Origin of the sequence: Micromonospora sp. WMMD1082, assembly GCF_029626175.1 — a bacterium.
Lineage (GTDB): Bacteria > Actinomycetota > Actinomycetes > Mycobacteriales > Micromonosporaceae > Micromonospora.
In genome coordinates this window covers 6,906,055-6,920,269 of the sequence record NZ_JARUBM010000002.1, presented here as the reverse complement: position 1 = coordinate 6,920,269, position 14,215 = coordinate 6,906,055, and the positions used below count along the sequence as shown (strand labels likewise).

Here is a 14,215-nt window from a genome sequence, read left to right as displayed (position 1 = left end):
GTCAAGCCGCGATAGCGGCAGGCGGTACGGGTTGGTAGCACCGTCTGTCACGCAGGAGTGCCCACAGGACGTTGATTCGGCGGCGGGCGAGTGCGAGTACGGCCTGAGTGTGCCGTTTGCCCTCGCCGCGTTTGCGGTCGTAGAAGCGCCGCGACTCGGTGCATCGTTGGATGCTGATCAGCGCGGAGGTGTAGAAGACGCGCTGGAGGCCCCGGTGGTAGCGGCGTGGGCGGTGCAGGTTGCCGCTGACGCGTCCGGAATCGCGGGGCGAGGGAGCCAGGCCGGCGAAGCCGGCCAGCCGGTCCGGGGTGCCGAAGGCGTCGAGGTCGCCGCCGGTGGCGGCCAGGAACTCAGCGCCGAGCAGCGCGCCGATGCCGGGCATGCTGGAGATCACTTCGGCGAGTTCGTGCTCATGAAACCGGCCCTCGATGAGCTTGTCGATCTCGCTGACCTTCTCGTTGAGGGCGATCACCTCCTTGGCGAGGGTGTGAACCATCTGGGCGGTGAGCTTCTCGCCGGGCAGCGTGGTGCGTTGCCGGTCGGCGGCCTCGACAGCGGCGGCGGCGATGGTGCCGGCCGAGCGGACTTTGCGGTTACGCAGCCAGGTCTGCAACCGCGCGACGCCGACACGGCGAAGAGCTGCGGGGGTCTGATAGCCGGTCAGCAGCACCAGCGGGCCGTGGTTGGTCAGGTCGAGGGCACGTTCCAGCGCGGGGAAGATGTTCAGCAACTGCTCGCGCAGTCGGTTGATGGTGCGGGTCCGGTCGGCGACCAGGTCGCTCCGGCGGGCGGTGAGGATCTTCAACTCGACGGCCGCCTCGTCTCCCGGGCGCACCGGGCTGAGGTCACGGCGCATACGTGCCTGGTCGGCGATCACTGCGGCGTCGCGGGCATCGGTCTTGCCGGTTCCGCGGTAACCGGCGGCGGCCCGGTTCACCGCGAGACCAGAGATATAGACCAGCCGCTGCTCATGGTTGATCAGCAAGGCGATCAGCAGAGCCGCGCCGCCGTCGGCCACGTCGACCGCCCACGTGACCTCGTCGCTCAGTGCCAGCACATCGGCCAGCAGCGTCAGCAACTCCGCTTCCTCGTTGGCCACTCGCCGCGACAGCAGCCGGTCGCCGTTCTGGTCGACCACCACACAGTGGTGATGCGCCTTGCCGATATCTACGCCGGCCCACACCTTGGGCACGGTCACCTCCACAAGTTCGTTGGTGAGTCGGTCCGCAGACGACCTCGCCGGCATGGTCCTACACAGCGATCTACTCGCAACTCCCAATCGGCGGCCGAGTCGTCGCGGGGTGCTGGGCGGCCAGGTCTCCTGAGCCATCAACGGCAACCCGATGAAAGCCACACCCAGCACCCCCGGATGAGCCAACCCTACGAACAGGGCGGTCATCACGATCAAGAAGGTAGGACCCGATGACCCCGTCAGCCGCCGCCGCGCCACGCAACGCCGACCCGGCCGCCGACCCGCGCGGCCGGTGGCTGGCCCTGCACGTCTTCTACGCGGCCAACCCGCAGCCCCTGCTGGTCGACTGCGTCGCACCGCTGGTGCGCGACCTGACCGAGCAGAACCTGCTCGCCGGCCACTTCTTCATCAACTACTGGCTGGAGGGGCCGCACGTGCGGCTGCGGCTGCGCCCGAGGACCCCCGAGGACGAGCCGGCGGTACGGGCGCAGGCCGAGGCGGCGATCGACCGGTTCCTGACCACCCGCCCCGCCCTGTACGCGATGGGCGCCGGCTACCTGCGGGAGCTCTACGACATCCTCTTCGACCTGGAGTTTCCCGACGGGAGGCCGGCGGAGCTGATCGACCCGAACGGGCAGATGGTGTTGCAGGCCAACAACTCGTTCAGCTACCGGCGCTACGAGCCCGAGTACGGCAAGTACGGCGGACCCGAGGGCATCGAGATCGCCGAGTGGCACTTCCAGCACTCCAGCGAGATGGTGCTGCGCGCCCTCTCCTCGATGAACCTGCACCTGCGCCCGGTGCTGCTGGGCACCGCCGCGCAGCTGATGACGGTGATGGCGGGCACGTTCCTGACCGACCGGGAGGAACTGGTCGACTTCCTCGACCGGTACCACCACTTCTGGCACCGCGCGTTCGCCGGCACCAGCCTCATCGGCATCGACGAGTACACCCGGATGTACGACGGCGTGGCGGTCGAGTTGGGCGGCCGGGTGAAGCGGATCCTCGCCCTCGTCGCGCGGGGCGAGACCCAGCGGCTGCCGAACGTCCTGCGCGACTGGGCCGAGCACGCCGCCCAACTCCGGGAGAAGGTGCTGGGGCTGGCCGCGTCCGGCCGGCTGACCGTCACCGCGTGGGGCGGCGGTGCCGACCGGGTGGTCACCGATCCGGGGGAGGCCCTCGCGGCGCTGCTCTCGCCGTACCTGCACATGACCAACAACCGGCTGCACGCCACCATCCGCGACGAGGCGTACCTGTCCTATCTGCTCGCGCGGGTGCTGCGTGACCCGGCGGTGCCGGAATGACCGGGGCGGGTCTGCTGGCCAAGCGCCCCCGACTGCGGGAGGATCTCGTCTTCTCGCGCCCGATGTGGCGCGGCCCCGCCACCGTCTGCCTGGTCAAGGACCGCCGGAACGGCAGGGAGTTCGAGATCTCGGCGAAGGAGCGGTTCCTCGTCCGCCGCCTGGACGGCGTGCGGTCCCTGTCCGAGATCAACGCCGAGTACGCCGCCGAGTTCGGTCGCCGCCTCGGCGACGCGCACTGGACCCGGCTGTTGTGGCTGCTGCACGAGCGGGACCTGCTCGACCGGGAGGCCGCACCGGTAACGGCCGCCGAGCCGGTGGCGACGGCCGGACCGGTGGCGGCCGCCGGGGTGCGGCGGCGGGGCGCGACCGAGCGGTGGGCGCGGCGCCTGAGCTGGCTCCTGCACCCGGTCGGGTTCGCGCTGCTGTGCGTGCCCGTCGTGGTGACGCTGGTGGCCGTCGGGGCGCGGATCGGCCCGCTCTGGCAGGCCGCGCGCCCGGCGTTCACCGACCCCGCCAGCCTGCTCGCGCTGGTGCTGCTCGCCTGGATCGGCGCCGCGTTGCACGAGTTCGCCCACGCGCTCACCGCCGTCGCCCAGGGCGCCACCGTCAACCGGGTCAACCTGGTCACCCTCACCTGCCGGGTCGACGACTACCTGTATCTGCCGCGGCGGTCGCAGCAGGTGGCGATCGCCGCCGCCGGTGGGGTGGCCAACGGGCTGGTCCTGGTGGTCGTCGGCGCGACACTCGCGGTCATCCCGGGCGCCTTCGCCGACCGGCTGTTCGGCGCGTACGTCCTGCTCGGCAGCGCCCAGACGCTGGTCAACGTCATCCCCCTGCCGCCGCTGGACGGTTACAAGATCGTCAGTCACCTGATGGGCGCGCTCAACCTGGCCCCGGAGAGCCGCCGCTACCTGTACGCGGCCCTCCGTCGCCCGCTTCGGCGAACCGGCCCACGCTATCCGCGGCGGGCCGCGATCGGCCTCGCCCTCTACGGCGCGTGGTGGCTGCTGGCGGTCACCGCCGTCGCCGCCGCCGTGAGCTATCTCGGGGGCGCGCTGCTCCGGCCCGCCCTCGGTACGCCCGGCTACGTCCTGCCCGCCGCGGTCGTCGCCCTGACGATCGCCGGCTGGCTGGCCCGCTCCCGACGCGGACGCCCCATGGATCGAACCCTGTCTCCCCCTGCTGAACAGGACACCAAGTGAAAGGCGAGCCCATGCCCCCTACCGGCGGTCCAGCCATCGTGCTGGACGCAGTGAGCAAATCGTATGGCGAGGTGAGGGCGGTCGACGACATCTCGATCTCGATCCGCCGTGGTGAGTTCTTCGGTCTGGTCGGGCCCAACGGCGCGGGCAAGACCACGCTCATCGAGATGATCGAGGGCCTGCGTACGCCGGACAGCGGCACCGTCACCGTGCTGGGCCACTCGCCCGCCCCGCGCAACCTCGCCCTGCTGCCCCTCATCGGGGTGCAGACCCAGCGCTCGGCGTTCTTCACCCGGCTGACCGCCCGCGAGCACCTGGTGACGGTCGCGGCGCTGTACGGCCTGCCCGAGGCCGCCGCGGACCGGGCGCTCGGTCTGGTCGGGCTGACCGACTCGGCCGACGTGCGGGTCACCAACGTCTCGGGTGGCCAGCGCCAGCGCCTCGCGATCGCCTCGGCCGTCGTGCACGACCCGCAGGTGATCTTCCTGGACGAGCCCACCGCCGCACTCGACCCGCAGGCCCGCCGCGTCCTCGGGCAGATGCTGCGGGACCTCAAGGCCGTCGGCAAGACCATCGTCTACACCACCCACCACCTCGACGAGGCGCAGGGGCTGTGCGACCGGGTCGCCATCCTCTCCGCCGGCCGTCTCCTCGCCCTGGACAGCCCCCGGGAGCTGATCGCCCGCTCCGGTGTCGGCACCCGCCTGGTCGTGCCGCCCGGCCGGCTGACGCCGGAGCAGGCCGGCAACCTCGACGGTGTGTCCGGTGTGGACGTCGAGGACGGCGCGATCGTCCTGCGTACCACGCAGGCCGCCCGGGTGCTGGCCGCGCTCGGCGCCGAGGCCAGCCTGGACGACGTGGAGACCCGGCCCGCCACCCTGGAAGACGTCTACCTGGAGATGATGGGAGCGCCGCAGGCATGAGCGCTTTTGCCGCACTGTCCCGGGCGACGTACAAGGCGAACGTCCGCGACGCCACGACGCTGTTCTTCACCTTCGCGTTCCCGCTCGTCTTCCTGGTCATCTTCGGCCTGATCTTCCGCAACCAGGAGGTCGCCGACACGGGCCGTGGGTACGTCGACTACATCGCCCCGGGCGTGCTGTCCTGGGGTCTGGCCAGCGCCGCCCTGTTCGGGGTGTCGTTCACCCTGATGCAGTGGCGCAACGACGACCTGCTGCGCATCATCCGGCTCTCACCGATCAGCATCTGGTCGGTGATCGGCTCCCGCTACCTGGTGGCGCTCGGCATCGGCGTGGCGCAGAGCCTGCTCTTCGTCGGCGTGGCCATGCTGCCGGTCTTCGGCATGCGCCCGGACCCGACGTGGCCGCTGTCGGTGCCGGTGATGCTGCTCGCGGTGACGACCTTCCTCGCCCTCGGCCTGATCGTCGGCTCCCGGGCGGACACCCCCGAGGCGGTCGCCGCGATCGCCAACTGCATCGTCGTACCGATGGCCTTCCTCTCCGGCTCGTTCTACCCGCTGGAGCTGATGCCGGGCTGGCTCCAGGGGATCTCGCGGGCCCTGCCGCTGCGGTACGTCAACGACGGCATGGCGTACGCCTTCACCGGGTTCGGCACCATGAACGACTACCTGCTGTCCTGCGTCGCGCTGGTCGCCTTCGCCGCCGTGTTCGTGGCCGTCGGTGTGCGTACCTTCCGGTGGAGCAACAACTCATGACCACTACCGCGACGGCGGCAGCGCGCCCTGCCCCGCTGTCCGCCGCCGCGGCCCGGCTCGGGGAGCACCTGCGCCGCCGGTGGGAGGCGCGGCCCGTGGGCGGCGCGCCGCGCGTCGTGACGCTGGGCGGCGCCGACGCGCTCGGCGCTGCCCAGCCCGACCGCCGCCACGCCACCGTGCACCTCAGCGCGGACGCCGTCCTGATCGGTCCGCGCGGCGGTGCGGTGCCGCACCCGGCGTGCGGGCACTGCCTGGCCATCCGCTGGCAACGACTGCGTACCCGCAGCGAACGCGACGCCCTGGAGGTCGGCGATCGGCCGACGGCGGTCGGCCCGTGGCCGCACCTGACCGCCTACCAACTCGACGCCGTCTGGGATCTCTACCGGGCCGTGTACGCCGGCCCACCACCGCCACCACCGCACACCTGGGACCGGCACAGCGGCACGCTTGCCCGGGTCAGCCGGCTGGACCTGGGCAGCCTGCGGGTGCGCAGCTATCCGGTGCTGGCCGAGCCACGCTGCCCCACCTGCGGCGTGCCGCAGCCCGACGGGCCCACGGCCACCGTGGGCGCACGGCAGACCCGGACCAAACCGGACCCGGACGTGTACCGCCTGCGTGCCGCCGACGCCTATCCGATGCCGCAGGCCGCGCTGGTCAACCCGGTCTGCGGAGCCCTGGGCGCGGGCACCCAGCTCACCATCACCTCACCCACCACCGCGCCGGTCACCGGCAGCGTCTTCATCCGTGGCTACGGCGGGCTGCTCGACGTCTCGTGGAGCGGCCAGGCGACCGGCTACGCCGCCAGCCGGTCGTTGGCCTACCTGGAGGGCCTGGAGCGTTACGCGGGCACCCATCGCCGGCGCAACGTCACCCCCGTCGTCGCGGCCTACGCGGACGTCAGCGCGCACGCGCTGCATCCGGACAGCTGCGGCAGCTATCCCGACGCGGTGTACGACGCCGATCCCATCCTGCGTCGGTTCGCTCCCGAGCGGCCCATACCGTGGGTGTGGGGTCACAATCTGCACACCGACCGGCCGGTCCTGGTGCCCCGCCGGCTCTGCTTCTACAGCTCCCCGGCCTCGGACGACACCTTCGTGCTGTCGTCCTCCAGCGGCTGCGCCACCGGAAGCTGCGTGGAGGAGGCGGCGCTGTTCGGGCTGCTGGAGCTGATCGAACGCGACGCGTTCCTGCTCGCCTGGTACGGCAACCTCGCCCTGCCCCGGATCGACCTGGGCAGCTGTTCACCGGTGGTGCGGGCGATGGCCGACCGCGCCGAGTTGCAGGGCTACCGCCTGCTCGCCTTCGACAACCGGGTCGACCTCGACGTCCCGGTGGTCACCAGCCTCGCCGTCCGCCACGACGGCGGTCCCGGAATGCTGTCGTTCGCGGCGGCGGCACACGTCGACCCGCACCGCGCCGTGGCCGGGGCGCTCGCCGAGGCGCTCACCTACATCCCGCACCAGCCCGGCACGGTGCATCGCCGCCGGGCCGAACTGGAGCTGATGGCCGACGACTACACGCTCGTCCGCCGGCTGCCGGACCACTCGGCGCTCTTCGGCCTGCCCCGGATGGCGGTGCACGCCGGCACGTACCTGGACGGTGCCGATCCGCTTCCGGCGGAGCGGGTCTTCGGCGACTACCGGCCCGCGCGCACCTGGAACCTGCTCGACGACCTCCACCGGGTGCTCGACACCCTGCGCGAGCGGGGATTCGAGGCCATCATGGTCGACCAGACCACACCGGAGCAGGAGACCATCGGGCTCCGGTCGGTGTGCGTGATCGTGCCCGGACTGCTGCCGATCGACTTCGGCTGGACCCGGCAGCGGGCCCCGCACCTGCCCCGGCTACGGACGGCGCCGCGGGCGGCGGGCCTGGCCGGCGGTGACCTCACCGACGCCGACCTGCGTCTCGTGCCCCACCCGTTCCCCTAGCAGCGCCTGCTGACCGGTGCCTGCTGACCGGTGTCTGCCGGCGGGGGCGGACGTCGGGCCGCCCGTGCGGGCGGCCCGACGCGCAGCCATGGTCGCTCAGGCCGAACAGCTGGTGGTGGAGGTGGTGCTGCTGCACGTCGAGGTGGTACCCGACGACGAGCAGGAGGCGAGGATCGCCTCGGACGCGTCGGCGTAGTCGGAGATCGCGAAGGTCTCCGACTCCAGCTCCAGGATCTCGTCGGCGAGGGCGTTGAGGTCGTGCTCGGTGTCGGGGGTCATGACGCCTCCAGTCGGTCGTGACCGGCCATCGTGTCCGGTCCGAGGCCAGCAAACCGCAGGCCGCTCACCGATCGCCCCACGTCCGACTGCCAGCGCGGTGTCAACCGCTGTGAGCGGGATGACAGCGACCTGTACTTGGCTGGGGCCATGGCACCAGCACCACCCGGGCCCCCGCTCCAGGCCCAACCCGCCGGCCTGACGGTCGATCCGGGCATGCTCGCCAGCGCCGGCCGGCTCTACCGCGACCTGCACGCGCATCCGGAGCTGTCCGGGATGGAGGAACGTACGGCCGCCCGCTTCGCCACCGCGTTGCGGGAGATCGGCTGCGAGGTCACCACCGGGATCGGCGGGCACGGCGTCGTCGGCATCCTCGCCAACGGCACCGGCCCGACCGCGTTGATCCGGGCCGAACTCGACGCGCTCCCCGTCGCGGAGCAGACCGGGCTGCCGTACGCGAGCACCGCCACCGGCCTCGACGTCGACGGCCGTGCCGTTCCCGTCATGCACGCCTGCGGGCACGACCTGCACCTGGCCGCGGCCGTCGGGGCCGCCGCCCACCTCGCCCGCGACCGGCACCGTTGGCGGGGCCGGCTGCTGGTGCTGGGGCAGCCGGCCGAGGAGACGATGCAGGGTGCGGCGGCCATGCTCGACGACGGCCTCTACGAGCGGTTCGGCCGCCCCGATCTGCTCCTCGCCCAGCACGCCGCGCCGTTGCCCGCGGGGATGGTCGCCCACGGCGCCGGCCCGATGACGGCGGGCTGCGTCACCCTGGACGTCACCGTGCCGGGCCGGGGCGGCCACGCCGCCATGCCGCACCGGTGCGTGGATCCGGTGGTGGTGGCCGCGGGCATCGTGATGCAGTTGCAGGCGGTCGTGGCCCGGCAGGTGAGCCCGGCCGACCAGGTGGCGCTCACCGTGGGCACGCTGCGGGCCGGCCGGCACCCGGGGGTCATCGCCGACCACGCCACCCTCGGTGTCACGATCCGCGCGCTGTCCGACCGGACGCTGGACCACGTGTTCCAGGGCGTGACCCGCACCGTCCGGGCCGCCTGCGAGGCCGCCGGCAGCCCGGGTGAGCCGGTGGTACGCGTGGTGTCGCGTACCCCCGCCCTGCTGGGCGACCCGGCGGCGACCGCCCGGGTGCGCGCCGCCCACGAACGGGCGTTCGGATCCGAGCGGGTCGCGCAGTGGCCACCGTCGCTGGCCTCCGAGGACTTCCCGCTCCTGGCCGCCGGCGGGATCCCGAGCAGCTACTGGATGCTCGGCACCGTCGGGCCGCGCCAGTGGCGGGCGGCGCCCGGCGCGAACGCGGCCGAGAAACTCGGCATCCTGCCGACGAACCACAGCGCCGCCTTCGCGCCGAGCGTCGAGCTGGCCCTCCCGGCCGGCGTGACGGCGCTGGTCGTCGCAGCCCTGACCGCGCTCGCACCGGCCGCGAGCGCCCTTGAACGACGGTGATACCGCGGTGCGTCACGGGCCGGCCGGACGGAGTGTCGAGTCACGGATTCAGCGCAGCGCGAGCAGGCGCATTCCGGTGCGGATCAGGACCACCGCGCCGCCGGTGGCCATGACCATGCCGATGCCGGGCATCAGTTGGCCCCAGGCGCCGGTGTTGGCGCTGAGGCTGATGATGCGGGCGGCCTGCCAGCCGACGATGAGGGCCACGGTCGTTCCTGGAATCAGGCTGTGCGCGATGGCCACCCTGCGGTACGGCAGCAGGGCACCGGCGATGGCGAGGAAGGCCACGCTCAGCGTCCACAGGCCGGGCCCAGCGGCACCGTTGATCGAGCCGAACGGCGTGATGACCCAGGGCAGTACCGAGCCGACCAGTACCAGCAATCCGCCGACGGCCATGCCGAGGCTGCCGGCGTGGAGGATGCGGCGGCGGACCGGAGTGGCGGTGGATGCGGTGTCTGCCATCTGCGGATGATAGGTGCTGGGTAGCCGCTGGCGGAGTGGGCAATCGGTGAGCGGTCAGGCTGCGTCGGTGGACGGTCGATTCGGCAGCACGAATGATGGCAAATCGGATGACATTGGCCGCTCATGGGACCGTTCAACCGCTCGTGGACTGTTGGGGACCGTTCACCGACCCGTAGGCCCACCCCGCAGATCAGCTCTTGCCCGATTCGGGCAGGTCACGTTCGCTCTTTCAAACCTCAGGGTGTGATCGACCGCACATCCCGTCGGGCGGGGGACTTGCCGCCGGGGTGCGGATCGGGCCGCGGCGCCACCACCACGACCTTCCGGTCGCCGTGTCGCAGCCCCTCGCCGGAGGCGGTTCCGTACCGACTAGGAGGGCACCACACATGACCGAGGTAACCCCCGATAAGACAAGCCGTGGCGGTGAGCCGCCACCGTCGCCACCACCCCCGGCGTCGCCGCCAGACAACGGCTGGCGCAAGGAGTATTGGAGCCGGAACCTGCGGCTCATGGTGATTCTGCTGGCCATCTGGTTCATCGTCTCGTTCGGCTTCGGCGTTCTGCTGGTCGAACCACTGAACGAGATCGTCATCGCCGGCTTCCCACTCGGCTTCTGGTTCGCCCAGCAGGGGTCGATCTACGTCTTCGTGATCTTGATTCTGGTGTACGCGAAGATGATGGACCGCCTCGACAGCCAGTTCGGTGTCGAGGAGCAGGAGACCGAGGGGGCGGTTAGGTGAGCCAGATCCAGCTCTGGACCCTCATCTTCATCGGCGCCTCGTTCGCCGTCTACATCACCATCGCCTGGCGCAGCCGGGTGAGGGAGACCGCCGGCTTCTACGTGGCCGGCCAGGGCATTCCCACCATCGCCAACGGTGCCGCAGTCGCCGCCGACTGGATGTCCGCGGCCTCGTTCATCTCGATGGCCGGTCTGATCGCCTTCCTCGGTTCGGACGGCTCTATCTACCTGATGGGCTGGACCGGCGGTTACGTGCTGCTGGCCCTGCTGATCGCGCCGTACCTGCGTAAGTGGGGCAAGTTCACGGTCCCCGAGTTCGTCGGTGACCGGTATTCGGAGTTGGTCCGCACCGTCGCCGCCGTCGCCGCCATCATCATTTCCTTCACCTATGTGGTCGGGCAGATGCGTGGTGGCGGCATCGTGTTCAGCCGCTTCCTGGGTCTTGACGTCACCGGTGGCGTCATCGTCGCCGCGGTGATCATCGGCCTGTACGCGGTGCTGGGCGGTATGAAGGGCATCACCTGGACCCAGGTGGCCCAGTACACGGTGCTGATCGTCGCCTACCTGATCCCCGCGGTGGCGGTGGCCCAGCAGATGACCGGCATCCCGATCCCGCAGGTGTCCTTCGGGCAGATCCTCGACGAACTCAACGCGATCAGCCTCGAACTGGGGATGGCCCAGTTCACCGACGCGTTCGCGGCCCGGCCGCAGATCGACGTCTTTCTGGTGACCATGTCGCTGATGATCGGCACCGCCGGTCTGCCGCACGTGATCGTCCGGTTCTACACGACGAAGAGCGTGCGTGGTGCCCGCTACTCGGCGTTCTGGGCGCTGTTGTTCATCGCCCTGCTCTACACGACGGCTCCGGCGGTGGGCGCGTTCACCAAGCTGAACCTGCTGCAGGGCGTCAACGGCGCATCGACCGACGCGCTGCCCGCCTGGGTCGACAACTGGGCGGCTACCGGCCTGGTCACGGTCGGCGAGGGTGTGACAACCATCGGTTCGGTCAGCAACAACCCGGCCTCCGGCGCGGACCTGGTCGTCAACAACGACATCCTGGTGCTGGCCAGTCCTGAGATCGCCGGCCTGCCGGCGCCGATCGTGGGCCTGGTCGCTGCCGGTGGCCTGGCCGCCGCGATGTCCACCGCAGCCGGACTTCTGCTGGTCATCTCCTCGTCCTTCTCGCACGACCTGTACTTCCGCCGGGTCAAGCGGGACTCGACCGACCAGCAGCGGCTGCTGGCCGGCCGGGTCGCGATGGGTCTGGCGGTGCTGATCTCGATCTACGCCGGCATCAACCCGCCGGCGTTCGTGGCCCAGGTGGTGGCGTTCGCCTTCGGACTGGCGGCGGCGAGCTTCTTCCCGGTCATCGTGCTCGGCATCTTCTGGAAGAGATGCAACTCGGCGGGCGCGGCGGCCGGCATGATCACCGGCATGGTGTTCACCGCCATCTATATGATCTACACATTGCCGGTGTTCGGCACCGAGGCCAACCCGCACATTCTCGACATCAGCCCGGAGGGCATCGGCACCATCGGCGCGATCGTCAACTTCGTCGTGACGATCGTGGTATCGAAGATGACCGCGCCGCCACGGGACGAGATCGTCGAGATGGTGGAGAGCATCCGCTACCCGTCCGAGCGTCGCGCCGTCGCTGCCGGCAGCACCGCCGACGCGGCCTGACCTCAACCATCCATATCGGAATACCACCGGTCGCCGGCCCACACCACTGACGTTGGGGCCGGCGACCGGCCGTACCGGCGAGCGATCACTGCTCTCCCGTCCACGCCTTCGACTAAGGAACCATGGCTAGCGGTTGAGTTGCAGCCGGTTCCATGCGGTGACGGTCAGCGCGGTGAAGCTGGCGGGTATGGCGGCGGCGAGGGCGAGTTGGGTTGGGGTGACGGTGTGGGGTTGTAGTGCCCACAGGGCGGGCGCGGCGATGGGCAGCCATGCGCCGGCGCCCGCGACGACCGCGACCTGTGCGACGACGATCAGGCCGATGGTGGTGGCGATGCCGGGTAGTGGTCCTCGTCCGAGGGTTGCCGCCCAGGCGGCCGGGGTGGCGACGAGTGCGGACAGGATGGTCAGGACGAGCTGCCGCCCGAGGGCGTCGCTGTGCCAGGCGCCCAGCCCGAGGAGCGTGCCGACAAGAGCGATGAGGGTGGTCAGGGCGGTGGCGACCAGGACGGCCCACAACAGGTGGGACAGGAGTTTCGCGACGACGATGGCACGTCGGGAGACCGGCTGGGCGAACAGGCCGGTGATCGTGGCGTCGCTGAACTCGCGGCCGACGAGCCAGCTCAGGGCGACGCCGAAGGCGAGCAGTCCGCCGGCCGCGGTGATCTGGGCTGCCACGCCGGTCAGCAGGGTCCATCCGGTGGCGTCGGCCAGTGGACCGAGTTGGGCGATGACCTGTTCGTTGCCGCGTCGCGCTGCGGAAGTGAGAGCGGTCGACAGAATGGTGATGCCGGCCACGACCAGGACGGTGGTCGTGCGGATGACCCGGGACGCCGCCAGTTTCCGGAGTTCGACGTGTAGTGCTGCGGTCAGGGCGGGTGTCATCGCGGGTGCTCCCGTTCGTCGTCGTAGACCAGGGTGAAGAAGGCGCGTTCGAGGTCGGGGGCGTCGGGGTCGAGGGTGCCGATGAGCCGGCCTCGGTTGACGACGGAGATGCGGTGGGCGATGCGGGCGACCTCGTCGAGGTGGTGGCTGGAGACCAGGATGCCGGCACCGGCTTCAGCTCGGCGGGACAGCGTGGTGCGCAGCAGGATCACGCCGGCGGGGTCGAGGGCGTTGGTCGGTTCGTCGAGCACGATCAGGTCGGGGTGGTGCTGGAGCGCGGCGGCGAGGCCGAGGCGTTGCCGGTTGCCCTGGGAGAGTCGGCGAGCGGGGACGCGGGCGTACCGGGTCAGGTCGAGGTCGGTGATCGCCGTGTCGGCGAGGTCGGCGGCCTCGGCGGTCGGGATCCGGCGCAGTCGCGCGGCGAGCAGCAGGTTGGTCCGTACGTCGAGTTCGGGGTAGGCGAAGGGGTGCTCGACCAGGTGGCCGATCCGGGCCCAGTCTCTGGCGTCGAGGTGGGCGAGGTGCTGGCCGTTGATCCGGCAGGTCCCGGTGGTGGGGCGCAGCATGCCGAGGATCAGCCGCATCAGGGTGGTCTTGCCCGCGCCGTTGAGGCCGACGAGGGCGTGGATCTCGCCAGGGTGCACGGTGAGGTCGATGCCGAACACACCGGCACCGGCGCCGAAGTCCCGGACCAGGCCATGAACCGTCAGCCGGTCAGTCATGCCGGCCCGCCTCCATGGTGTCCAGTGCGGCGGTGACCGCGGCGGTGAGGCTGATCCGTTCCTCGGCTGTCGCCCACTCCAGCAGGGCGCAGGTCAGCGCCGCGAGGGTGGCCGTGGCGGCGACCCGGGCCGGCAGGGCCGGGACACCGTCGGCGATCAGCCGGTCGGCGATGGCCGCCTCGGTCGCCGCGTTGGCCGCGACGATGCCAGCGCGCAGCGCCGGAGTGGTCGCCACGATCCGGACCCGGCGCCGAGCCACCTGGTTCTCCAGGTCGTCCATCCCGGCGAGCGCCGACCGTAGGCCGCGGGTAACCCGGACCAGCGGTGGCAGCGTCGCCGGCTGACCGGCGACCGCCTCGGCGATGACCGGATCGTACGGGTCATCGAGCACGACCCTGTCCTTGCTCGCGAAGTAGCGGAAGAACGTCATCTCCGACACTCCCGCGCGGGCGGCGATCTGGCTCACGGTGGTCTGCTCGAAGCCCTGCTGCTCGAACAGGTCCAGCGCATGACCCACCAGGCGCTCCCGCGTGCGGGCACGTTTGCCGTGAAGTTCCCTCGACGTCATGCCCCGAATGTTAGCCACTAGCATGAGGCGGTTCTCGGTTGCCTCACGTGCCGCGATGACCGGCGCCGGCTAGAGTGATCATCGGTGCGCCGGGAAGCCTGGTCGGCATGCCCGCCGG

At 71.0% G+C, this 14,215-nt stretch carries 14 protein-coding genes; 8 read left to right on the top strand and 6 right to left on the bottom strand.

The features are described from left to right. Position 1: 1 nt before the first annotated feature. Positions 2-1,198, bottom strand: a complete 1,197-nt coding sequence (locus tag O7615_RS31825) for an IS110 family transposase (protein WP_278176139.1) — start codon at positions 1,196-1,198, stop codon at positions 2-4. Between the two features lie 224 nt (positions 1,199-1,422). Between O7615_RS31825 and O7615_RS31820 the strand changes: the two genes are divergently transcribed. From O7615_RS31820 to O7615_RS31800, 5 genes are read left to right on the top strand one after another with little or no spacing between them, the layout of a single operon-like run. Then, complete coding sequence (locus O7615_RS31820) at positions 1,423-2,496, top strand: thiopeptide-type bacteriocin biosynthesis protein (RefSeq protein WP_278181489.1); 1,074 nt, start codon at positions 1,423-1,425, stop codon at positions 2,494-2,496. Continuing rightward, a complete protein-coding gene (locus O7615_RS31815; protein ID WP_278181488.1) occupies positions 2,493-3,698 on the top strand; it encodes a peptidase M50 in 1,206 nt (401 codons plus the stop codon). The genes O7615_RS31820 and O7615_RS31815 overlap by 4 nt, the downstream gene beginning before the upstream one ends. Next, a complete protein-coding gene (locus O7615_RS31810; RefSeq protein ID WP_278181486.1) occupies positions 3,695-4,621 on the top strand; it encodes an ABC transporter ATP-binding protein in 927 nt (308 codons plus the stop codon). The genes O7615_RS31815 and O7615_RS31810 overlap by 4 nt, the downstream gene beginning before the upstream one ends. Beyond that, a complete protein-coding gene (locus O7615_RS31805) occupies positions 4,618-5,373 on the top strand; it encodes an ABC transporter permease (protein WP_278181485.1) in 756 nt (251 codons plus the stop codon). The genes O7615_RS31810 and O7615_RS31805 overlap by 4 nt, the downstream gene beginning before the upstream one ends. Next, positions 5,370-7,304 carry a TOMM precursor leader peptide-binding protein gene (locus tag O7615_RS31800; protein ID WP_278181484.1) on the top strand — a complete coding sequence of 645 codons (1,935 nt, stop codon included), beginning with the start codon at positions 5,370-5,372 and terminating at the stop codon, positions 7,302-7,304. Before O7615_RS31805 ends, O7615_RS31800 begins: the two co-directional genes overlap by 4 nt. Positions 7,305-7,400: 96 nt before the next feature. Here the strand turns inward: O7615_RS31800 and O7615_RS31795 are convergent, their stop codons facing one another. Continuing rightward, positions 7,401-7,583: a thiazolylpeptide-type bacteriocin gene (locus O7615_RS31795; protein WP_278181483.1), complete on the bottom strand. Its 183-nt coding sequence runs from the start codon at positions 7,581-7,583 to the stop codon at positions 7,401-7,403. 213 nt (positions 7,584-7,796) lie between these two features. Here O7615_RS31795 and O7615_RS31790 point away from each other — a divergent pair, with 213 nt between their 5' ends. After that, a complete protein-coding gene (locus O7615_RS31790) occupies positions 7,797-9,041 on the top strand; it encodes an amidohydrolase (protein WP_278182306.1) in 1,245 nt (414 codons plus the stop codon). 48 nt (positions 9,042-9,089) lie between these two features. Here O7615_RS31790 and O7615_RS31785 read toward each other — a convergent pair whose 3' ends face one another. Then, complete coding sequence (locus O7615_RS31785) at positions 9,090-9,503, bottom strand: hypothetical protein (protein ID WP_278181482.1); 414 nt, start codon at positions 9,501-9,503, stop codon at positions 9,090-9,092. A 386-nt stretch (positions 9,504-9,889) separates the two neighbouring features. Here O7615_RS31785 and O7615_RS31780 point away from each other — a divergent pair, with 386 nt between their 5' ends. Together O7615_RS31780 and O7615_RS31775 are read left to right on the top strand one after the other, a co-directional pair. Continuing rightward, positions 9,890-10,243, top strand: a complete 354-nt coding sequence (locus tag O7615_RS31780; protein WP_278181481.1) for a DUF4212 domain-containing protein — start codon at positions 9,890-9,892, stop codon at positions 10,241-10,243. Continuing rightward, positions 10,240-11,925: a sodium:solute symporter family protein gene (locus O7615_RS31775; RefSeq protein ID WP_278181480.1), complete on the top strand. Its 1,686-nt coding sequence runs from the start codon at positions 10,240-10,242 to the stop codon at positions 11,923-11,925. Before O7615_RS31780 ends, O7615_RS31775 begins: the two co-directional genes overlap by 4 nt. A 126-nt stretch (positions 11,926-12,051) precedes the next feature. Here the strand turns inward: O7615_RS31775 and O7615_RS31770 are convergent, their stop codons facing one another. The 3 genes from O7615_RS31770 to O7615_RS31760 are packed head-to-tail and all read right to left on the bottom strand — an operon-like array spanning position 12,052 to position 14,097. Continuing rightward, complete coding sequence (locus O7615_RS31770) at positions 12,052-12,807, bottom strand: ABC transporter permease (protein WP_278181479.1); 756 nt, start codon at positions 12,805-12,807, stop codon at positions 12,052-12,054. After that, positions 12,804-13,529, bottom strand: a complete 726-nt coding sequence (locus O7615_RS31765) for an ABC transporter ATP-binding protein (protein ID WP_278181478.1) — start codon at positions 13,527-13,529, stop codon at positions 12,804-12,806. Before O7615_RS31765 ends, O7615_RS31770 begins: the two co-directional genes overlap by 4 nt. Further along, positions 13,522-14,097: a TetR family transcriptional regulator gene (locus O7615_RS31760; RefSeq protein WP_278181477.1), complete on the bottom strand. Its 576-nt coding sequence runs from the start codon at positions 14,095-14,097 to the stop codon at positions 13,522-13,524. The genes O7615_RS31765 and O7615_RS31760 overlap by 8 nt, the downstream gene beginning before the upstream one ends. Positions 14,098-14,215 lie beyond the last annotated feature (118 nt).